At 43.5% G+C, this 21,550-nt stretch carries 22 protein-coding genes and 2 tRNA genes; 15 read left to right on the top strand and 9 right to left on the bottom strand.

Annotated features, from left to right (window positions below; all coding sequences use genetic code 11):
- Positions 1 to 368, bottom strand: a 368-nt coding sequence (gene hisH, locus B3D47_RS14595) for an imidazole glycerol phosphate synthase subunit HisH (protein WP_286862762.1), incomplete at its 3' end; no start/stop codon positions are given.
- Complete coding sequence (gene hisB, locus B3D47_RS14590) at positions 368 to 961, bottom strand: imidazoleglycerol-phosphate dehydratase HisB (protein ID WP_004813636.1); 594 nt, start codon at positions 959 to 961, stop codon at positions 368 to 370. The genes hisB and hisH, both read right to left, overlap by 1 nt.
- 96 nt (positions 962 to 1,057) lie before the next feature.
- Between hisB and B3D47_RS14585 the strand changes: the two genes are divergently transcribed.
- The 7 genes from B3D47_RS14585 (at position 1,058) to tehB (ending at position 5,367) form a co-directional block, all read left to right on the top strand.
- Positions 1,058 to 1,435, top strand: a complete 378-nt coding sequence (locus B3D47_RS14585; RefSeq protein ID WP_004813635.1) for a GNAT family N-acetyltransferase — start codon at positions 1,058 to 1,060, stop codon at positions 1,433 to 1,435.
- A gap of 193 nt (positions 1,436 to 1,628) precedes the next feature.
- Positions 1,629 to 1,704: transfer RNA gene (locus B3D47_RS14580), tRNA-Phe, on the top strand.
- Between the two features lie 136 nt (positions 1,705 to 1,840).
- Positions 1,841 to 1,916 (top strand) — tRNA-Phe (locus B3D47_RS14575).
- A gap of 283 nt (positions 1,917 to 2,199) precedes the next feature.
- On the top strand, positions 2,200 to 2,697 hold the full coding sequence (locus tag B3D47_RS14570; RefSeq protein WP_286862806.1) for a hypothetical protein: 498 nt from the start codon (positions 2,200 to 2,202) through the stop codon (positions 2,695 to 2,697).
- 248 nt (positions 2,698 to 2,945) lie between these two features.
- Positions 2,946 to 3,449 (top strand): hypothetical protein, encoded by a 504-nt coding sequence (locus B3D47_RS14565; RefSeq protein WP_286862757.1) that lies wholly within the window; start codon positions 2,946 to 2,948, stop codon positions 3,447 to 3,449.
- A 175-nt stretch (positions 3,450 to 3,624) separates the two neighbouring features.
- A complete protein-coding gene (locus B3D47_RS14560; RefSeq protein WP_286862755.1) occupies positions 3,625 to 4,374 on the top strand; it encodes a hypothetical protein in 750 nt (249 codons plus the stop codon).
- A gap of 120 nt (positions 4,375 to 4,494) precedes the next feature.
- Positions 4,495 to 5,367 carry an SAM-dependent methyltransferase TehB gene (gene tehB / locus B3D47_RS14555; protein ID WP_286862752.1) on the top strand — a complete coding sequence of 291 codons (873 nt, stop codon included), beginning with the start codon at positions 4,495 to 4,497 and terminating at the stop codon, positions 5,365 to 5,367.
- A gap of 114 nt (positions 5,368 to 5,481) precedes the next feature.
- Here tehB and B3D47_RS14550 read toward each other — a convergent pair whose 3' ends face one another.
- Positions 5,482 to 5,961 carry a hypothetical protein gene (locus B3D47_RS14550; RefSeq protein WP_286862749.1) on the bottom strand — a complete coding sequence of 160 codons (480 nt, stop codon included), beginning with the start codon at positions 5,959 to 5,961 and terminating at the stop codon, positions 5,482 to 5,484.
- 337 nt (positions 5,962 to 6,298) lie between these two features.
- Between B3D47_RS14550 and B3D47_RS14545 the strand changes: the two genes are divergently transcribed.
- Both B3D47_RS14545 and B3D47_RS14540 read left to right on the top strand, forming a co-directional pair.
- Complete coding sequence (locus B3D47_RS14545; RefSeq protein WP_286862747.1) at positions 6,299 to 6,601, top strand: hypothetical protein; 303 nt, start codon at positions 6,299 to 6,301, stop codon at positions 6,599 to 6,601.
- Positions 6,592 to 6,900 carry a hypothetical protein gene (locus tag B3D47_RS14540; protein ID WP_286862745.1) on the top strand — a complete coding sequence of 103 codons (309 nt, stop codon included), beginning with the start codon at positions 6,592 to 6,594 and terminating at the stop codon, positions 6,898 to 6,900. Before B3D47_RS14545 ends, B3D47_RS14540 begins: the two co-directional genes overlap by 10 nt.
- Before the next feature lie 30 nt (positions 6,901 to 6,930).
- Here B3D47_RS14540 and B3D47_RS14535 read toward each other — a convergent pair whose 3' ends face one another.
- The 3 genes from B3D47_RS14535 to fadB form a co-directional block, all read right to left on the bottom strand.
- Positions 6,931 to 7,434, bottom strand: a complete 504-nt coding sequence (locus tag B3D47_RS14535; protein ID WP_286862743.1) for a glycine-rich domain-containing protein — start codon at positions 7,432 to 7,434, stop codon at positions 6,931 to 6,933.
- Positions 7,435 to 7,579: 145 nt separating this feature from the next.
- On the bottom strand, positions 7,580 to 8,752 hold the full coding sequence (gene fadA / locus B3D47_RS14530; protein ID WP_286862741.1) for an acetyl-CoA C-acyltransferase FadA: 1,173 nt from the start codon (positions 8,750 to 8,752) through the stop codon (positions 7,580 to 7,582).
- Positions 8,753 to 8,764: 12 nt separating this feature from the next.
- Positions 8,765 to 10,918, bottom strand: a complete 2,154-nt coding sequence (fadB, locus tag B3D47_RS14525) for a fatty acid oxidation complex subunit alpha FadB (RefSeq protein WP_005220686.1) — start codon at positions 10,916 to 10,918, stop codon at positions 8,765 to 8,767.
- A gap of 514 nt (positions 10,919 to 11,432) precedes the next feature.
- Here fadB and B3D47_RS14520 point away from each other — a divergent pair.
- Both B3D47_RS14520 and B3D47_RS14515 read left to right on the top strand, forming a co-directional pair.
- The gene (locus B3D47_RS14520) at positions 11,433 to 12,494 is read left to right on the top strand and encodes a diguanylate cyclase domain-containing protein (RefSeq protein ID WP_286862739.1); all 1,062 of its coding nucleotides are present in this window, start codon (positions 11,433 to 11,435) and stop codon (positions 12,492 to 12,494) included.
- Between the two features lie 132 nt (positions 12,495 to 12,626).
- Positions 12,627 to 13,043 carry a PH domain-containing protein gene (locus tag B3D47_RS14515; RefSeq protein WP_286862737.1) on the top strand — a complete coding sequence of 139 codons (417 nt, stop codon included), beginning with the start codon at positions 12,627 to 12,629 and terminating at the stop codon, positions 13,041 to 13,043.
- A gap of 21 nt (positions 13,044 to 13,064) precedes the next feature.
- Here the strand turns inward: B3D47_RS14515 and B3D47_RS14510 are convergent, their stop codons facing one another.
- Positions 13,065 to 14,114: an AAA family ATPase gene (locus B3D47_RS14510; RefSeq protein WP_286862735.1), complete on the bottom strand. Its 1,050-nt coding sequence runs from the start codon at positions 14,112 to 14,114 to the stop codon at positions 13,065 to 13,067.
- 225 nt (positions 14,115 to 14,339) lie between these two features.
- Here B3D47_RS14510 and uvrC point away from each other — a divergent pair, with 225 nt between their 5' ends.
- The 3 genes from uvrC (at position 14,340) to pgsA (ending at position 17,745) form a co-directional block, all read left to right on the top strand.
- Positions 14,340 to 16,139: an excinuclease ABC subunit UvrC gene (gene uvrC / locus B3D47_RS14505; RefSeq protein ID WP_004890610.1), complete on the top strand. Its 1,800-nt coding sequence runs from the start codon at positions 14,340 to 14,342 to the stop codon at positions 16,137 to 16,139.
- A 116-nt stretch (positions 16,140 to 16,255) separates the two neighbouring features.
- On the top strand, positions 16,256 to 17,050 hold the full coding sequence (locus B3D47_RS14500; protein WP_004813608.1) for an acyl-CoA thioesterase: 795 nt from the start codon (positions 16,256 to 16,258) through the stop codon (positions 17,048 to 17,050).
- A 107-nt stretch (positions 17,051 to 17,157) separates the two neighbouring features.
- Positions 17,158 to 17,745 (top strand): CDP-diacylglycerol--glycerol-3-phosphate 3-phosphatidyltransferase, encoded by a 588-nt coding sequence (gene pgsA / locus B3D47_RS14495; protein ID WP_008302472.1) that lies wholly within the window; start codon positions 17,158 to 17,160, stop codon positions 17,743 to 17,745.
- 914 nt (positions 17,746 to 18,659) lie between these two features.
- Here pgsA and B3D47_RS14490 read toward each other — a convergent pair.
- Both B3D47_RS14490 and argH read right to left on the bottom strand, forming a co-directional pair.
- Entirely contained in the window at positions 18,660 to 18,932 is a 273-nt protein-coding gene (locus B3D47_RS14490; RefSeq protein ID WP_004813605.1) for an oxidative damage protection protein, read from the bottom strand.
- 29 nt (positions 18,933 to 18,961) lie between these two features.
- A complete protein-coding gene (gene argH, locus B3D47_RS14485; protein WP_008302470.1) occupies positions 18,962 to 20,392 on the bottom strand; it encodes an argininosuccinate lyase in 1,431 nt (476 codons plus the stop codon).
- On the opposite strand from argH, the gene B3D47_RS14480 reads away from it, so the two are divergent.
- Positions 20,383 to 21,537: a sensor histidine kinase gene (locus B3D47_RS14480; RefSeq protein WP_286862731.1), complete on the top strand. Its 1,155-nt coding sequence runs from the start codon at positions 20,383 to 20,385 to the stop codon at positions 21,535 to 21,537. The two genes, argH and B3D47_RS14480, sit on opposite strands and share 10 nt — an antisense overlap.
- Positions 21,538 to 21,550: the final 13 nt, after the last annotated feature.

The raw sequence follows: 21,550 nt of genomic DNA, 5'->3' as shown, positions 1-21,550 counted from the left end.
TTCCAGCCCATATGCGGTACTTTTAAACCTTCCACATCCGGGAAGCGTTTCACTTCACCTTCAAAAATACCCAGTGCATCTGCACCGCCATTTTCTTCAGAACGTTGCATCAGCGCCTGCATACCGACACAAATTGCCAGTACCGGCTTATTGAACACCGCATGACGTACCACATCATCAATACCCGCTTCATGCATACCGTGCATACAGTCACGCATTGCGCCTACACCCGGGAAAACAATCTTGTCTGCCTGAGCAATCAGCTTCGGATCATTGGTCACATCTACTGTAGCACCGACATGTTCTAATGCTTTGGCAGCGGAGTGAAGATTTCCCATGCCATAGTCAAGAAGGGCAATACGGGTCATTACAGGGTACCTTTGGTTGAAGCAACAGTATTGGCAGCACGTGGATCAACTTCACATGCCATACGCAATGCACGGGCAAACGCCTTAAATACGCTTTCAATCTGATGGTGACTGTTTTTACCTTTTAGGTTGTCAATATGTAAAGTCATCAGCGAGTGATTTACAAAGCCCTGGAAGAATTCAGAGAACAGGTCTACATCAAAACGGCCAATCATGGCACGGGTAAATGGAATATCCATAAACAGACCCGGACGACCAGACAGATCAACCACGACACGGCTCAAAGACTCATCCAGCGGGGCATAGAAGTGACCATAACGGCGTAAACCTTTCTTGTCACCCAATGCTTGTGCAAAGGCTTGACCCAAGGTAATACCACAGTCTTCTACAGTATGGTGATCGTCAATTTCCAGGTCGCCGTCACAATGAATATCAATATCAAACAGACCGTGTCGCTTGATTTGATCAATCATATGATCTAAAAATGGAATACCAGTATTTAAAGTGCCTTGACCAGACCCATCGAGATTCAAGCGAACTCGAATTTTGGTTTCGTTGGTATTTCTTACCACTTCACTGATACGATCTGTCATAGACACGTTCCTCAAATACGTCAAAATGATTGATGTAGAAAATATTTTCGCCGTGACGACGTCACCGCATATTAGATTGCTCAGGAGGGTTTATCAATGCCTATAACCGTACATGCCTATACTTCTTTGGAAAATGATGAAGTGCGCAGCCAGCTTGAGCGACTGTATGACACCAGCCCGGAGTTTAGTGATGGGGCTGATGCCATGGAACAACTAGAGCAAAACTTGCAACAGTATACCGTACTTTATACCGCAGAATTTAATACCCGTATTATTGGTGCGATCTGGTGCACGGGTCAAGGCGAAACCCGCCTGCTGGAGTATGTCGTTGTACATCCGGCCAATCGTGGACGTGGGGTTGCAGAAAGGCTGGTCAGTGAAGCGTGCCGAATGGAAGAAGAAAAAGGTGTGAAGGTGTTTGAACCTGGCTGTGGCGCGATTCATCGTTGTCTGGCACATATCGAAAAAATTTAAACTTTTCCTGTATCAAGGCAGCCTTAGGGCTGCTTTTTTATGCAAATTTTTGACTGAAAATGAATAATTTAGGCCGTTTTAATTAAAAATTAAGCAAGTGATAATTAAATCTGCTGCAAAAGTAGACGATTGATAAAAATTATACTTTTCATGCTTGACGGCATTGGGCTGAAACGGTTTAATACGCGTCATCGGCGTGATAGCTCAGTAGGTAGAGCAACGGATTGAAAATCCGTGTGTCCCCAGTTCGATCCTGGGTCTCGCCACCATATTCAAAACGATTTAAAGTTTTCAATCCCTGATCCCATCAGGGATTTTTTTTTGGGTCAAATTTTACACATTCAATCATTTTTTTTCTAATTTCGATTGACTAATGTGTGGAGATACGGCTTAATACACCGCATCGGCGTGATAGCTCAGTAGGTAGAGCAACGGATTGAAAATCCGTGTGTCCCCAGTTCGATCCTGGGTCTCGCCACCATATTCGAAAAAACCTCAAACCATGTTTGAGGTTTTTTTTCGCCTGTCATTTTGTTATTCAACAGAAAATGATCTTTGCTTATTATCCGGCTTTGAAACTGTGAGCGTCATATGCTTTTAGGTTTCGAGATCATTTTCCTGAGATGCCATTCATCCGAGCAGGCATGAGTTGCCCAAATAATCCAGGTAATCTAATAGATAAGAATATTAAAAATAGTTTATGACATCTGCAGTTATACAACTTGGGTAATAGAGAACTACGGGGAGGCAAGCCAGTGAATATTATGACAATGTCTGCATTTGGAATCATGCTGAGCACATTCAGCATGGGAGCACTAGCTGACGATGATAAAGTAGCGGTAACGCTGCCGACCTTGACCGTGATGGCGGAACCTGAACTGAGCAATGAAACCGGTTATGTTCCTTTTGTCCAGGAAGAAAAGACTCAGCGTGCCTTACAGCATCAGGTGATGCGCAGTTCCAAGGAAGCCCAGAATTTTGTACTGAATGCACAGGTGGTCGAAAATCTGGATTTTCAGCCGCAGAGCCAGCCTGACTTTAGTTCGGTTTCTCCAATGCTGCAGCAATATGTCATGAGTATTGCCCAAGGCCTGCAATCCAGTGATCCAACTCAAGGTTTAAATATCATGCTACAGCCGCTGGGGATTGATCGTAGCAATAGCCAATCTGCTGAATATCGTTTTCAACTGCAAATTAATCCGAGTACGATCAAACTCGGTATGCAGGATTATTTCAATAAACTTTCCCCTGCTATCCCTTAAGCTCAAAGCAATCAGTCTAACCCTAAGTCTTTGAATCCTCGTTAGTCGGGGATTTTTTATATCTGGAATTTTCGAGAGATTTATCTTTTATTCAAAAGCAATCTGCATAAAAACTGTTTACATCGAACACCAGTAATCATGCGGTATTAACCGTCTATCGACGCTCACAGTAATACTCAGCACCTTTACATAAGTTCAAGCAAGAATAAGGTTTCTCCCACTGAAATGACGATGCGGAGGTTTTCCTTATGCGTCCCCTCGATACAACTTTTCTGATGCTACTGAGTCTGTTTACTGCACTGCGTCTGGTTAATGCACATGCTGCACCCGATTCCGTCACCTTGCCGACACTGACTGTGATGGCCGATCGTGAACTGCGTGAAGAAACCGAGTTCATGCTTCCCCTGCAAGAACAATCCAGCCAGAAACAGGCCTTAAAGATGCGAATGATGAAGATTGAACGTGAACTGCAAGACTATACGGTTAATGCTGACTTCGCGGGTGATATTGAGATTCTGCCTACCACCAATCCGGCACGACTGGATAACCTGCCACCAGGGCTGCAACAGTATGTGCAGGCCATTGCCGATGGTTTGCGTTCTCCTGATCCACGTGATGGTATTTATCTGATGCTGGTACCATTTGATATTAACCGCGATGCCATTTCAGTTCAGGCGGCTCGGGAACAGTTTAATCCGAATAATGTTGACCGAACGCTGATTAATGAATGGTGTGCTGCCAACGGTTGCTAGGCAGGATTAAACGATTCAGAGCTGGCTTAAAAAAGGAATTTCAGTGAAATTTCCTCGTAGGATGAACTATGTCCCTGCATAGGGTTTTTGTATAGAACAATTGATTTATGTCTAAAAAATCAGCATATTGGTTAAAAGGAAACCTATACATAACTTGCAGCAGGGGAGCATGTGCATGCCGCGTGTCTTTATGGTCCTGGCTGGTGCGACACTTGTTGTCTTTGCATGGCTATTTTATCAATACACTGCGCAACAGCAGGAAGAAGCCGAGTTGATCGAATATGAAACTGTTCTGAATGAAAAGACAGCTGAAATCTTTGAACAGGCACAGGACTGGAGCCAGCCGATTCAGTTAGACATTGAAGAAGATCGTCTGGATGGTGATTATGCGGTCATGGCGGAATATGTATTGGGACAGATGCGAGACCGCGCTGAAGAACGTAATCAGTATTTGCGAGATCTGAAAGCAGCGAATTGGGAGCATTTTCTGGATATTGATCGTCTGGAGAAAGATCAGGCTCAAGGTTATAAAGAAACTGAGACCATGCTCAAGCAGGTGCATCAGATTGTGCAGAACTATGAGCAGACCATCCAGCACCGTGAAGAAAGCCAGATTGAACAGGTCAAGCGGCTCGATATCAAGCAGCGTTATCGTCAGCAGTTGGCACAGAACCTGAAAGCAACCCAGCAGGAAAGTGATGCCTATGCCATCTTTGCAATTGAAAAGCAGAGTCTGGCCAAGGCTGATCAGCTATTTGCCTTGCTCAAGAAATATAAATGGGAAAAACGCAACCGCATGTTTATGTTCCATGATGAAAAAGCGGTGCAGCCCTTTATCGCATTGTATAAAGATATTGAAAACCTGAATAAACAGATGCAGCAAATTAAGACCAAAAATCAGAAAATTGTTGAAGAAGCTTTGTAGCCTGAAAGCGTCATTTAGCTATAAATCATCCTGAGCATGGTGCCAAAAACAGAAGCATGCTATAGATAAACAGGAAATTATCAGTTGAATAAAATGGTGCGAGAACAGGAGCAATGCTGCATGACTCAGGACTTAGTCTGTTATAAGGAAATGCCGGTCTGGACACAGGAACAGATTCCTCAGGGCTTTCAGCGTCCGCATAATACCAAGGCGGGTACTTGGGCCAAACTGACAGTCTTAAAAGGTGAGCTGATTTTTGCCTTGGTTGATGAAGGCGGAGAAGTGCAATCTACTCATGTTTTTACACCTGAGCAGCAACCGCCATTCATTGAACCGCAGCGCTGGCATCAGATTGTCTCTGCCAGTGCAGATGTGGAATGCCAGTTAAAATTCTATTGCGCCCCACAAGATTATTTTCATAAAAAATATGCGATTTCTCCAACACATTCTGAAATTGTGGCTGCTACGCCTTATTTAACGGGTGGTCGTGCCTTAGATGTCGGCTGCGGAGAAGGACGGAATTCGCTGTATTTAAACCAGATGGGCTATGAGGTTGATGCCTGGGATGTGAACTCCCAGAGTCTGGAAAAATTTCAGAAAATTGTTGATGCTGAAGATATTCAGCAGATTCATATTGCACAGCGGGATTTGAATGCAAATCCAAGCATTTCTGGCAGTTATGATTTTATCTGCTGCACTGTGGTGATGATGTTCCTGCAAGCCAAGACTGTTCCAGCACTGATTACTCAAATGCAGCAGGCGACCAAAAACAATGGTTATAACCTGATTGTCTGTGCCATGGATACTGATGACATTCCAGCCCAGCCAGATTTTCCTTTTGCCTTTAAGCAAGGTGAATTAAGTGCCTTTTATAAAGACTGGAAGCTGATTAAATACAATGAGGATGTTGGTGAGCTATATCGCAGGGATGAGCAGGGTAACCGGATCAAACAACATTTTGCCACGATGCTGGCGCAGAAGGTCTCAGCTTAATTTTTTTAATATTTGAAAATACAGGCTGATTACTTAGTCGCAGGCCGTATTTAAAAATAGAAGGTAATAAAAAGGGATGTCAGATGACATCCCTTTGCAGTTTAAATCGCAGGATTAAGCTGCTTTTTTAAACCAAGAGAACCAGCCTTTTTTCTCAGCTTTTACTGCTGCTTCAGCAGGTGCAGCTTTCGCAGCTTCTACTTGTTGAGCTGCTTCAGTTTTTACTTCTGCTGCGTTAGCCATTGCAGTTTCTTTTGCTTCTGTAGTTTTTACGACAGCTTCTGTTTTTACTGCTGCAACTTTTTCTTCAGCTGCTGCTTTTGCTGTATCTGCTTTTACCGCATTTTCAGTTTTTACTGTTTCAACTTTCGTTTCTGCTGCTTGTTTTGCATTTGTTGCAGTTGCTTGAGCCGCTTCAACTTTCGCTTGTGCATTTGCTTTAGCTGCTTCAACTTTTACTTGCGCAGGTACAGCAGCTTGTTGAGCAACAGTTTGTACTGCTACTGTTTTAGCCGTTGCTGGAGCTTCAGCTGCCATTGCAGATGCAGAAGTTGCTAGGATTGCAGTCGCGATCACTGTTTTAAGCATGTTCATATAAACCCCTTAAGGATGTAGGATAAAAGAGGCTTGATCATACGCTTATAAATTTTAAGTAATTCATAAATAGGATTTTATTGGTTGAATTTTCCACTAATTTTACAAAGGGATAACATTTTGATTTTTAAATAACTATAATTATAAAAAAAACATAGAATTACTAGAGGGTTGGTTTGAGCGAGTTAGAAACAAATGGCTATTTGATATGTAGCAAATGTAATTCAACAAATAGGGTCGTTGAAATAGGCCGTCAAGGTGTTTATAAATGCGGTACTTGTAGAAATGATTTATTGGTTATTAATAAAGAAAAAAAGGGGATAAGTTAACAAATTTTTTGATTACTGCAGTTTTTGCTGGAATAGTTGGAGGATTTGGGATTGATCAATTACAAGAAAAGCTTAAACCATCAGAGATTAACTATTCAACATTAAATACTACTTGGAATGACATACAGGTTGAGCACTTTGATAGAAAATGTAAAGCAAATTATTCAATGAGTAAACCTAATTGGTCTGCAGAAAAAATTGCTAGAATATGTACGTGTTATGTTAGTTATATCGTAGAAAGAACTGATTATCCAAGGTCAGGACAATTAAGTAATATCATAGCAACAGAGGGTATTCGGGAATGCAGTTAAATGATAATCAACCAAATATTCATTTATCAAAATTTCTAGAGTTATTAGAAGATTGTTATGATGGCAAATTGAAAGCATTTAGTGATGATTTTTCAAACTTTGACGATGCTTTTTATGAAAAGTTAAAAAAAGAAGTGCAACGTGCAAAATTTGGTAAAATTTCTTTAAGAAAAGAAGATGTTTTCAAAAAATATAACTTTTTCCTAGAGTATAAAGTTTGGGAAAAAAACAATAATGATATGAAAATGAAAAAATTTGATTTAAATATTGATGGATTAATTAAAAGTATATGTAAATGAGAAAGGAAGCAAAATAGCTCCCTTATTAGTTTATTTACAAGCTCCAGGTACACGACAGGCACAACTGGAAGGAGCATGACAAGCATGATCATCGCCACATCTTGCTGCTACAGTGAAATCTGGGTATGGGCCAAACCATATTTCATATAACTCCTTAGTTCTTTTGAATGTATTTTCTAAGTTTTGTTGATCTAATTCATTATGAATTCCAAAATATGGATAATGATGTAGGTAAGTTCCAAAAACTTTTAAGCTGTCCATGTGGTAGCTGTGTGTATCTAAAATATGGGCATGCCAAAACTCATCAACTAGCTTATTAGGTACTAGTGTTTCTTTCGGATAAAAGTATTTTAATGCTAAAAAACGTCTGTACTCTTGTTCAGCAAATTGAAATACATCCTTAGACATTACTGCTTCTTTACCTAATGTAAGTTTAAATTTTAATTTGTCAAAATTTAGAGCTTCAATGGAGGCTGGTAAAATGCTGCTTTGTAAAGTTGAATCTGTTGTTAAATTAATTACTAAATTTGTCATGACTTTTCCTTTTCGTGTTGAAGATTTTATGTAGTGAGAGTGTCTACGAAAAGAATAATGACATTTTCAATGTGTTTAAAAAGGGACAAATAAGGGACAAAAAACCCCGCTTTTGCGGGGTTTCTTTTGATCACGTATCTAAGAATTAAACACGTTCGATCACTGTTGCAATACCTTGACCAAGACCGATACACATGGTCGCAAGACCGATTTGCGTATCTTGCTGTTCCATCACGTTCAACAACGTTGTTGTGATACGCGCACCAGAACAACCCAATGGGTGACCCAATGCAATCGCACCACCGTTATGGTTCACAATGTCTTGCTTATCATAAATGCCTAAGCCTTTAAGAACAGACAGACCTTGTGCAGCAAATGCTTCGTTTAATTCAAAAGTTTGAATATCAGAAATTGCAAGACCAGCGCGTTTCAATGCTTTTTGCGTTGCCGGAACCGGACCAAAGCCCATGATCGCAGCATCACAACCTGCAACTGCCATAGAGCGAATTACAGCACGTGGTTTAAGACCTAAAGCTTGCGCACGTTCAGCAGACATCAATAACATTGCAGACGCACCGTCAGACAATGCTGAAGAAGTCGCAGCAGTCACAGAACCGCCCTTCGGATCGAATACTGGACGCAATGCTTTGAACGCTTCAAGGTTTGCATCAGGACGAATTACTTCGTCGATGTCGCAAAGCTGTTTAAAGCCGTTGGCATCATGACCTTCAATGCCGATGATTTCGTTCTTGAAACGACCTTCCTGAGTCGCAGCCCAAGCACGGCGGTGAGATTCAACACCGAACGCATCTTGTTCTTCACGGGTAATGCCATTCATACGGCCTAACATTTCAGCGGTTAAGCCCATCATGTTCGACGCTTTTGCATAGTGCTTAGATGCTTCAGGGTTTAAGTCGATGCCGTGCATCATCCCAACGTGACCCATATGCTCAACACCACCAATGATGAACACATCACCTTGGCCAGTCATGATTTGAGCCGCAGCAGTATGAATTGCCTGCATAGACGAACCACACAGACGGTTAACCGTTTGACCTGCAACAGTCTTAGGAAGATCTGCCAGTAACGCGATGTTACGACCGATGTTCATACCTTGTTCTAGAGTCTGGTTTACACAGCCCCAGATTACGTCTTCAATTTCGTTGACATCGAACTGGTTACGAGCAACAAGCGCACGTACAAGTTCAGCAGAAAGGCTGTCAGCACGTACATTGCGGAACATACCATTTTTGGTTTTACCCATTGCTGAACGTACGCCATCAACGATGACAACGTCACGTGGATTTAAAGTAGCCATTCACGTTGCTCCTTAACCGTAGAATTTTTTGTTGTTAGCAGCCATGTCACGCAACATTTGTGGCGCTTCATAAGCTTTACCTAAGTGTGCGTACTTGTCGCAAAGTGCAACGTATTCAGCTACACCAGTCTGGTCGATATAACGGCATGGACCGCCACGGAATGGAGGGAAACCTACACCCATGATCATCGCCATATCTGCTTCAGCAGGTGTTGCTACGATGTTGTCTTCCAGGCAACGAACAGTTTCATTACAGAAAGCAAGCATCATACGGTCAATGATTTCCTGAGCATCAAATTCGCGTTTTTCCGCAGTTGCAACAGAAGCCACAAGTTCGTATGCAGTTGGATCAACCACTTTGGCTTTCTTGCCTTTACGGTCCAATTCATATTTGTAGAAACCAACGTCATTCTTTTGACCTAGACGTTTGTTTTCGTACATCACCTGGATTGAACCTTTGTAGTCAGGCTTCATACGGTCAGGGAAACCTTCCGCCATGACTTCTGCACCGTGAACGCCAGTATCAATACCCACAACGTCCATCAAGTAAGCAGGACCCATAGGCCAACCGAATTTTTCCATCACTTTGTCGATTTGCTGGAAGTCAGCACCATCTTTCAGTAGAAGGTCAAACGCACCGAAGTAAGGGAACAATACACGGTTCACCAAGAAGCCCGGGCAGTCATTCACAACGATCGGTGTTTTACCCATTTTCTGAGCAAGTACCACAGTGGTTGCAATCGCTTCGTCAGAAGTCTTCGCACCACGGATCACTTCTACCAATGGCATCATGTGCACTGGGTTAAAGAAGTGCATACCTACGAAGTTTTCAGGACGCTCCAGGTTTTCAGCCAGACGCGTGATTGAAATCGTAGACGTATTCGAAGCAATGATCGTGTTTTCACGAACTTTCGCTTCAGTTTCTTTCAGTACGATACCTTTCACTTTTGGATTTTCAGTCACCGCTTCAATCACGATGTCCACTTCTTTAAACTCGTCATAGCTTAAAGTTGGGCGGATGCGCGCAAGAGTTTCACCCATTTGTGCAGGCTTCATTTTCTTACGTTCAACTTGTTTGGTCAGTAAGCCATTTGCTTCTTTCATACCTAAAGCAAGTTGTGGATTACCAATGTCTTTCATGATGATTGGTGTGCCTTTGCTTGCCGCCTGGTAAGCAATACCACCACCCATAATACCTGCGCCTAATACAGCCGCTTGGTTCACAGGGTGTGCACCTTTCTCATATTTCTTGGAAGTTTTCTTCACCACTTGATCGTTGATGAATAGACCAATCAACGCACCTGCTTGCGGTGTTACTGCAGCTTTGGCAAAGCCTTGTGCTTCTGCTTTTAATGCTTCATTACGTGGAAGGCTTGCACCTGCCTGTAGTGAATCAAGCATCAATTTTGGCGCCGGGTACTGAGCAGGATTTGCTTTTGCAAGAACCGCTCCTTTGGCTGTATTGAACGCCATCATTTGCTCAAGCATGTTCAACTTAACAGGATCTAGTTTTTCCTGGCGTTTAGCTTTCCAGTCTAGACGACCCGCAATCGCTTGTTTAACCAGATCAATTGCAGCGTCTTGCAGTTTGTCCGCAGCAACCACTGCATCAACAGCACCGTCTTTCAGTGCAGCAGCAGGTTTCTTCGGATTGGCCATTGCCATCCATTCAACTGCATTGTCGATACCGATCACACGGCTTAAACGAACAGTACCACCGAAGCCCGGGAAGATCCCCAGTTTGATTTCAGGCAGGCCAACAGCAGCTGCTTCTGACATCACACGGTAGTCACACACCAGACACATTTCAAAACCGCCACCCAATGCTTGACCATTGATTGCAGCAACTTTAGGAATGTCTAAATCTTCAAAAGAGTTGAAGATATCATGAACAGGCAGTGCCCATTCTACAATTGCCTGTTCGCCTTGCGCGAAGTTCGCACCGAACTCAGTAATGTCTGCACCTACGATGAAGGTTGACTTCGCTGAAGTGACGATTAAACCTTTGATGTCAGCGTTTGCTTTTACCGCGTCAATTGCAGCTTTAAAATCTTCAATTGTTGCACGGTTAAATTTGTTGACCGACTCACCTTGTAAGTCAAAGCGGAATTCTGCAATTCCGTCCGAAAGCATTTGGACGGTAATGGCATTGCCAGCGTGGATCATGCCTGATCTCCTTTATTTTGGAGGACTTCTAAGTTGATGTTGTGAAGAGCCTATGCGCGATTCCTGCGCATATTTATGCTTCGCCAATCTTACGATAACTATATCCAAAAAGAACATAACAAGTTGTATCAAGCCGTGACGCAAGGGTCATCTATTTTTGCCTGAACTATTTTGGCTGTTATGCGTTCCAGTATGGCTCTTATCAAGCACAATGAACTGAAGATTCTGTTTCAGCTCACAATTTTTTAATGAGAACTCCATTTATATTGGGTGATAGCGAGGCTTTTCAAGTCTTTGAAAAAATCGTTTTACTGTCAAAAAAGTCAATTTAGGGCAGAGAATTTCTTTGTTGGTGTTTTGCAGTCTGATCAAAATCGCGCTCCAAGTCCAGCTTTGTTGCAGTTTGGTTGTGAGGTGGTAGTTTGCCGATAAGCTGGCTGGGATTGTGAATCGGCCCGGCTTAGAATGGGTGAAAATAAGTAAAAACCTAGAACAATAATAAGAAGATCACTGCATGAAATTGACAGATCAGACGCTGATGCAGCAGATGCAGATTTCATTGCCCGACATCCAGCGACGCAAGCAATTACTTGGACTGACCGAAGAAGCCCTGGCAGCACTGGCGACTGTGCGTGAACTGATAGAGCCAGGCTTGCAGGACACTGTGGCCGAATTTTATGACTATCAAACCTCTGTACCTGAAATTAATAATCTGATTGGTGATGTCGATACGCTTAAACGCCTCAAGGTCGCCCAGCATCAATATATTCTGGATCTGTTTTCTGGTTGCTATGACAGTGTCTATGTCAATAACCGCTTGCGTATCGGACTGGTGCATAAACGTATTGGGGTAGAGCCGCGTCTGTATCTGGCTGCCTTGCATCAGATTAAATTAGGCATCTTTAAACTGGTGGAACAGTATGTAGCGGATGCAGCCTTAGCGCGGCAGGTGCAGGACACCCTAGAAAAACTGTATACCTTTGATATTACCTTGGTGGTTGAAACCTATATCTGGAGCCTGGTCAAAGAAGTGAATAGTTCCCATCACAAACTGCAGGAATATGCCATGGCACTTGGTGCGCATGCACAGGAAATGGAAACCCTGTCCCGGCTGGATCCACTGACAGGGCTTTATAATGTGCGTAGCCTGACCTCGATGTTAAATGAATTACTTTATCGTGCACGGCAACAGCATGCGCCTGTGACCGTGGTATTCATTGATATCAACGACTTTAAACTGTTAAACGACCAATATGGCCATGTCTATGGTGATCAGGTGATTCAGGCAGTAGCGAGTACCTTAAAGCAGATTGCCCGGGATGAAGACTACTGTTTCCGCTATGGCGGTGATGAGTTTCTAGTGGTATTGCCGAACTGTACCGAGGCAGATGCCTTGCAAAGCTTTATTCCACGCGTAGAGCAGACCTTAAGCCAACTGACTATGCCGGTCAGTCTTAGTATCGGGATTCATCAGGCCGATGCCAATAGCGGCTATCTGGATAGCGCCAGCCTGATCCGCTGTGCCGATGACAAGATGTATGCGGTCAAGAAACAATACAAAATGAAAGGGAAATAACAGTAATCAATACGGCAATTCATGATTGCTACTGCATGCTGTATCACTTTTAAAATATCTGATGAGTTAAGTAATTTTGCTGGTAGATCCTATTTTTAGATTTACAATAGCTTTAAGAATGGGGGAGCACACATGCAGGTATTTCGTTCCAAAAAAGACTGGTGGCTGGTGGCCTTTCTGGTGTGTATGACCGGGCTATTGGTGCAGTTACTGCTGGTGATGTCAGCCAAAGGCACCATGCAGCAATATCCATTGCATACCGCGGTGTATATGCTGACGATTGTAATGATCTGGTGGCCTGTGCTGAATACCCGATATCAGCTTACTGCTGATCAATTGATCGTCAAAAGTATGTGGTTTAGCTGGCAAATTCCCGTAGCTGCTATTCAGGCGGTCACTCCAACCGATTATTCATCTGTTGCGCCCGCTTTGTCCCTGAAGCGTTTACGCGTGGATTATCGTGAAAATGGAACCAATAAATTTGTGCTGATCTCACCCAAAGACCAGATGGCGTTTATTAATGCGGTACAGAATCAGCAGGCATCTTAAGCGCTCATTCTGTGGTTGAAGCTATTCGGTCTGAATCACCAAATTGCCTTCAATACAATCTAGCTTCAGCGTAGACTGTTCAGGCTGATCTAAAAAATATACCGCTAAAACTGGTTCTAGTTCAGTACGCATCTTGCGACCCAGATGACGTGCGCCGTAGCGAATATCATGCCCTTGATAGAAATAGGCCTTGGCTGTATCGGTTAGGATCACAGTTCGCTTCTGATGCTGTAATCGCTGATTGAGTTTTTCCAGCTCAATCTCAACCAGTCGTGGCAGAGCATCATTTTGTACAGCCTGATAATGCAGGGTACGGTCAATTCTGTTCAAAAATTCAGGATCAAACTTACGCTGCATGACCTTTTCAATAATGCGCTGTGTCGGTACTTTTTTCAGGCACAAATTCTGAACCTGCTGCGGCAAATAACTGAGCTTTTCCAAATATTGCTGGGCAGCTTGCGCGCCAACATTACTGGTCATAAAGATCATACAATTCCGAAAATCGATGGTTTTGGTGCCTGCTGTGAGGGTTAAACGACCTGTATCCAGCACATTCATTAAACCTCGAATGACTTCGGTTGAAGCCTTTTCTAATTCATCAAATAGCATAATGCCCGGGCGGGTATGGCTACCTGCAATCGCAGTTTCATCGAACAGGCTATGACCTTCTTTTGAGCCGACATAACCCGGAGGCGCACCTGTTAACGCGGCGGCATAATGTTCTTGCGCCAGCGTATTCATGTCGATGCGGCAAAACGCATCTGGACGTCCATAGATAGCTTCGGCAATCAGGCGCACAGTCTCGGTTTTACCTACTCCGGTTGGGCCAAGCATCAAGGTCACGGACAAGGGACGATCCGGGCTGGAAAAATCGGCCTTGACCACATGTAGCATCTTTTCGATTTCATTCAGCGCAGCATCCTGCCCAATAATCCGTTCCCGGAGCAGGTCCATGACCGCCTTGGGTTCAAAGTGAAAGCGTGGCTTGCCAATCAGGCGGTCACGTTCCGAAGCGCTATGCGTGGAGGTGCCAGGCTGGACGATATGGAAACCGGAATGCTGCGTGGTCATCTTGGGGAATCTCAAAAACGAACCCGTCGAGCATAACAAAGATATCAGTTGAAATTTATAGCTTTTAGCAATCACAGTATAACGGTGAGCCTATAAATTAACCGGGATTGCATACTTATAAACTTCGCTTGTGGGCAGGCTTGATGGTAATTTTGTCACCGCGCTTGAAAATCAGGCAATAAGCATCACATTATCTGCATATTGCATGTGAAAAATAGGTTGCAGGTGAACGAGAACGCGCGTCCCCATATTGAAAAAATCCTGGCGAATATGACCACACTTCCGGGGGTATACCGGATGTATGGCAAGGATGGCGAATTGCTGTATGTGGGCAAGGCAAAAAACCTGAAAAACCGCGTATCCAGTTATTTCGTCAAGACCCTTGAACATCCGAAAACCCAAGCATTGGTGGCGCGGATTTATGATATTCAGACTTTGGTGGTGCGTTCTGAAACTGAAGCATTACTGTTAGAGCAGAACCTGATCAAGCTGCATCGTCCGCCATATAACATTATGCTGCGCGATGATAAATCCTACGTCTATATCTTTGTGTCTAGTGATAAACCTTATCCACGGATTGCAGCAGGTCGAGGTAAGGGAAAACATCAACCGGGCAAGTTTTTTGGACCTTATCCAAGTGCTTACAATGCCAAGGATACCCTGATCGTTTTACAGAAACTGTTTAATGTGCGCCAGTGTGAAAACAGCTATTTTGCACAGCGTAAGCGTCCCTGCCTGCAATACCAGATCAAGCGTTGCTCAGGCCCCTGTGTCGGACTGATTTCACCTGAAGACTATCAAGAAGATGTCAACAACTCGATTCGCTTCTTGCAAGGCGATACCAAGGAGCTGAATCAGCAGCTGATTGCTAAAATGGAAGCTGCTGCCGAACAGCTAGAATTTGAAAAGGCTGTATTTTATCGGGACCGTATGGCTCTGTTACGTGATGTTCAAGCTAATCAGGCGATCTACAAGGTCAAAGGTGAAGCCGACATTCTGGCGATTGCCCATCAGGCCGGCGTGACCTGCGTACAGATTATGCATGTGCGTAATGGTAAAATGCTGGGGGGTAAAAGCTATTTCCCGGATATCCAGGGTGATGATCTCAGTCAGATGCTGAGTGATTTTATTGCCAACTTCTATTTCCAGGTTGCGGATGAAATTCCAGCAGAACTGATCGTCAATGTAGAAGTGACTGATCGTAACGAGCTGGAACAGGCATTGGCCCAGCATTTTGATAAAAAAATCCAGATCAAGTCCAAGGTCCGCGAAACCCGTGCCGAATGGCTGGAACTGGCACAAATGAATGTGTTGCAAGGGATTAAATCGAAACTGGCGAATCACTTTGAACTGAATGAGCGTTTCCATCAGCTGGAGCAGGTGGTGGGACATCCTGTGGACCGGATTGAGTGTTTTGATATCTCACATACCATGGGGGAGGAAACGGTCGCATCCTGTGTGGTGTTTGATAGTGGCGGTGCGCGTAAGCGGGATTATCGCCAGTTCTCGATTAACGACATTACCGAAGGCGATGACTATGCTGCAATGCGTCAGGCGTTGACCCGACGTTATAAAAAGCACATGTTGCCCGACCTGTTACTGATTGATGGGGGTAAGGGACAGCTGCATATGGCAATGGAAGTCATGCAGGATCTTGGTCTGGACGCTTTTATGGTGGGTGTATCCAAAGGTGAGGGACGTAAACCAGGCTTAGAAACTTTACATTTTACTGATGGCACCAAGATTCAACTTCCCGAAGATCATAAAGCCCTGCATCTGATTCAACAGGTACGGGATGAAGCACACCGCTTTGCAATCACCAAACACCGTGCCAAACGCGACAAGAAACGAGGCTCTTCAGTTCTGGAAGTGATTCCCGGTCTGGGCCCAAAACGCCGTCGTGACCTGCTGACCCATTTCGGCGGCATTCAAGGTGTGCTGAAGGCTTCAGAGAAAGACTTGATGTTAGTACCAGGCTTAGGTGAAGTCATGGCTCGTACTATTTATAAAGTACTGCATGAATAAAAATCCAAATTAAATCATTTGCCAAAGTGCTCAGTGACGGAGAAGTCATTGAGCATTCACATCAATTCAAATTTATTGAATGATATCAGAACTGAAATGAACCACAGGGATGCACAATGACACTGGAACAGGTGTATGCAGCGATTGCTGTTGAGGAATGGGTTGATCTTCCAGCAGGATGGTTACAAGGACGGACCCTGTATGGTGGTCTGGCTGCGGCGATGATGATGCAAAAAGCGGTGCTGAGCATTAATGACCCGGCGAAACATCTTTTAAGCACCAGCGTAACTTTTGTGGGGCCGGTCCAGCAACGGCCAGTCAGGTTAACTGCAGAAATTCTGCGTGAGGGTAAATCCGTCACTACGGTTGAAGTTCGCCTGTGGCAGGATGATGCAGTGCAGAGTATCTTGTTAGCCAGTTTTGGTGTAGCACGTGACTCGACTATTCAAGTACATCAGGAGGCATCTGCTCCGGATTATCCAGCTCCAGAAAGCCTGTTTAGCATTCCTCCAAACGTAGGTATGCCGGAATGTTACCAGCAGTTTGAGGTTCGTTGGGCTGAAGTGAATTTGCCATGCACGGGGAGTGATCATCCTGATTTTGGCGGATGGTGCCGTTTTGATCCGGAAAGACATGCAAACCGCAAATTTGAAGTTGCTGACCTGATGGCAATTTTTGATATCTGGCCACCCGGTGTATTGCCGATGTTTAAGCAGATTGCACCAGCCAGCAGCCTCAACTGGACGGTGACCTATGTGCATCCAGTACAACATCAGTTGAATGATTGGTTTAAATATAAAGTATTTACTGATCATGCAGCAGATGGCTACGCGACAGAACATGCCTATCTGTGGGATGCTGAAAATCGCCTGATTGCGATTGCCAGACAGACAGTGACAGTGTTTGCCTAGTGACACTGCTGGCCAATTCGTATAAAGTGAAGCCTATTAACGATGGATCAAACCTCAATAAAAGTGTGCATTTTCATCGTACATGAGGGGAACAATTGGCGGTGTCTATGACTACAGGTCGTATCCTGAATATTCCAAACATCTTGACCTTGGCACGTATTGTCCTGATTCCAGTCTTTCTATTGGTGGCCTATTGGCCGCCGGCGATGGGGATTGATGAAAGCAATCCGGATATGACGCGTCATATGCTGTTGACTGCAATTTTTGTGGTTGCGGCGGTAACGGACTGGTTTGATGGCTATCTGGCGAGAACATTGAATCAGACTTCGGCTTTTGGTCGATTCCTGGATCCGGTGGCAGACAAGCTGATGGTTGCAGCTGCACTGATTGTACTGGTGCAATGGCAGCCTTCGATCTCCATGGCCTTTGCTGCAATTGTGATTATCTCGCGGGAAATTACGGTATCAGCTTTACGTGAATGGATGGCTGAACTGGGTGCGCGAACCAGTGTGGCGGTGTCTACAGTCGGCAAATACAAGACCGCCTTCCAGATGATCGCAATTACCGTATTTCTGCTTAACTGGCAGCCGCTAGATATGCTGGCTTATGCATTGCTCTATACTGCAGTTGTGCTCACCTTATGGTCGATGTTTATCTACCTGAAAGCGGCTTGGCCCTACCTGAAACAGCCTTAATCGAATATTGAATCAAGCCCCAGTCACTGGGGCTTTTTTTATGGGATATAGTAATTTGTAGGCAAAAAAATACCCAGCCTTTGGGGGAAGAACTGGGATGAAATCGGGGATATTTATCGCTATTATACAAAGATGTTGCCATCCTCTTAATTGCTATTATAGGAAATCCATTTTTTAATTCATGTACATTCTTGTAGTGTAATGTTGCATTTCTATAGTGGCATGTATCTGCCGTTTACAATCTATTATTTTGAAATGAATGAAGGGCTTAAATCTAATAAGACTCATAATTAAATTCTTTAAATAAGATAATTAAATTCAGCATTTTTAAACTTAATTGATTAGTAAAACTTCATATTTAAAATAAATTTAATCTATAAAATAAATAATATTGAAAAAAATTGATCTTAAAACTGACGCAAGCTGTTGTTCTGAGAAGTTTAGGAAAAGAGGCAGGATATGATCTATTGATTAGAAAATAGATAACTAGATGAAGGGAATTCTAGGGATTTTATTTGCTTATTTACGGTACATTTCTGCAATCAAGAGAAAGGTGGGTGAGAAAATTAAAAAATGCTTTAAGAAAACCTTTTTCGGATTTCACTTGAGAGGGCGGTTCCTGTCTTTCATCATGTTGAGCGTCGTATAAAAAGTCTGTCTAATGATGGAGATTTTTTTAGATTGAAGCCTATGCATAATAAGCTGCTTGTCTTGCGGCGTGGCGGTATAGTGCATAAAAAAGGAGTCTTCTTAGACTCCTTCTTGACATTTGAAACTACGCGCTTCGCTTGTCTTGCGTAATTTTTAGAGCAGTGCATAAAAAAGAATCCCCAAGTTGGGGATTCTTTTAGATTAAAGCCTACGCGCAGCATAGCTGCTTGTCTTGCGGCGTGGCAGAGCAGTGCTCCGCTTGATCACGCCTCAGGCTTTAGCCCTTCAGCTTTTTCCAATGATTCATCATTATTGAAAAACTTCTCACGTTGTTCTTCAAGGAACTTTTTCGCATCCGCTTCAAACACGTTTAAACGCTTTTCATTGATCAGCGTAGTTTGATGCTTCAGCCATTCCTGCCAAGCCTGTTTAGATACAGTATCAAACAGTTCCTGACCCTTTGCACCTGGGAATGGTGCAAAGTCTAAGCCTTCCATTTCTTTTTGATACTTACGGCAAAATACTTGTCGAGACATATCAATACTCCGAATTTAAGATAGCGCAATTAAGCGTAAAGTTTTTCCAGACGTGCATAAGCGCGTTCGATTGCTGCTGCGACTTGTACAGGTGCAGTACCACCAATGTGGTTACGCGCATTTACAGATGCTTCTAAAGTTAACGCTTTTTCAAATACATCTGCCTGGATCAGGTCAGAGAATTGCTGTAGCTGTTCAAGGGTGAGTTCAGACAAGTCTTTACCTTCCTGAACACCAAGTGCAACGGCTTTACCCACAATCTCATGTGCATCACGGAAAGCAACGCCATTTTTCACCAGGTAATCTGCAAGGTCAGTTGCAGTCGAGAAACCACGAAGCGCTGCCTCACGCATGATTTCGATATTTGGAACCAGTGCAGGAATCATATCTGCAAATGCCATCAATGAACCACGAACGGTATCGATCGCATCAAATAATGGTTCTTTGTCTTCCTGATTGTCTTTATTGTAGGCTAATGGCTGACCTTTCATTAGAGTCAACAAGCTCATCAAGTCGCCATACACACGGCCAGTCTTACCACGGATCAGCTCAGGCACGTCTGGGTTTTTCTTCTGTGGCATGATCGATGAACCAGTACAGAAGCGGTCCGGAATATTCACAAACTTGAACTGTGCAGATGTCCACAGAATCATTTCTTCAGACATGCGAGACAGGTGCATCATGATTAAAGATGCTGCTGCATTGAATTCGATGCCGAAGTCACGATCAGAAACAGCATCTAATGAGTTTTCAGCTACTGCTTCAAAACCTAGCAGTTCAGCTGTATAAGTACGGTCGATTGGATAAGTGGTGCCTGCTAAAGCAGCAGAACCCAATGGCATACGGTTAACGCGTTTACGGCAGTCAATCAGACGCTCAGAGTCTCGGACCAGCATTTCAAACCAAGCCATCAAGTGGTGACCAAAAGTCACAGGCTGTGCCGTTTGCAGGTGAGTAAAACCTGGCATGATGGTATTGGTATTTTTCGCCGCCAAGCTCAAAATGCCTTTTTGTAATTTCTCTAATAATTTTAGGATGGCATCAATTTCATCACGGACATAAAGGCGGATGTCTGTTGCCACCTGGTCATTACGGCTACGGCCAGTATGTAATTTTTTACCTGTAATGCCGATACGCTGAGTCAGACGTGACTCAATGTTCATATGCACATCTTCAAGGTCAATGCGCCATTCGAAATTACCTGCTTCAATATCCGCCTTAATCGCAGTCAGGCCTTCAATGATGTCATCACGTTCTTGTTCAGTCAGCACGCCCACTTTTGCAAGCATGGTTGCATGCGCAATTGAACCCGCAATATCTTGTTTATAAAAACGTTGGTCAAATTGTACAGATGCTGTAAATTCAGCAACAAAAGCATCAGTCGCTTCAGAGAAACGACCGCCCCACATACCCGAAGTCTGGGCTTGTGATGGATTTGAGGAATTAGAAGATGTGGTCATGTCGGCTCAATAAGATTAAAAGCAGTAGAACGAAAAAGAGTATAGCAAATTCAACGGCTGTTGCCGAAGTCCCATCTGCTCAATCTGTTACAGATCCGATGGGGCAGCAACAATCTTCTTATTTTTTTGGCCAGATTGGCAATCGGCGTTATCTGCTGGAACTGTTTGTTGGCGGTAATGTTTTGGCTTTGGTACTGAGTCTGGCAGAAGCCCAGTCTTGGCAAGCGCTCAATTTTATGCACTTGCTGCAATACATCCTCTATATTAACTGGGTGTTGCTATCATTTGCGGCTTGTGTAGAACTGTTTCACCAGTATTTTGATCGTATGGGGATCAAATCTGCATTGATTACCGGATTCTTGTTCTTACAGGCTATCGTGCTGGTAACGACAGTTAGTTTAAACATTCTGATACATTTTGGGATAAATTTTCATCTGCATGATCTTACATCTGAAATTGCTTTTAAGCAGGTCGGAATGCACCTGAGTTTTGGAATTTTGCTCGGAACTTTCTGTTTTCGTTATCTTTACTTAAGGGAGCAATGGACACGTCAACGCCATAGCGAGTTAAATTCACGGATTCAGGCCATGCAGGCCCGGATTCAACCACATTTTTTATTTAATAGTTTAAATAGTGCTATCAGCCTGATCAGCATTGATCCTGATAAAGCGGAACATATGCTGCTTAATCTGTCCCGACTGTTTCGTGCCAGCTTTCAGGAATTAAAGCTGGTCAGCTTGCAAGAAGAAATTGATTTATGCAAACGTTATCTGGAGATTGAGCAAATCCGACTCGGTGATCGTTTGCAGGTTGAATGGAAATTAGAAAACAAAGACTTATACTCATACGTCCAAATTCCATTACTGACTTTACAACCCCTATTAGAAAATAGTATTTTCCATGGAGTTGAAAAAATTCTAACAAAGAGTACGATAAGCGTATTGATTGAAATCCTGCAAAATCAAATTAATATTATTATAACAAACCCATATTCACAGGATCATGCAGCATTAAAGCGGGGAAATGGTATTGCAATTGAAAATGTTCGACAGCGTTTGAAGGCCTATTATGGCCCGACAGTAACCTTTAGAACCTATGCCGGCAAGGGAATTTTTACGACGGTTGTGCAATATCAATATAAATAACAATAAAATACAG

This window comes from Acinetobacter sp. UBA3461, from assembly GCF_002381195.1.
Taxonomy (GTDB): Bacteria; Pseudomonadota; Gammaproteobacteria; order Pseudomonadales; family Moraxellaceae; genus Acinetobacter; species Acinetobacter schindleri.
The sequence above is the reverse complement of the archived record's forward strand: the minus strand, read 5'-3'. Positions and strand labels throughout refer to the sequence as shown.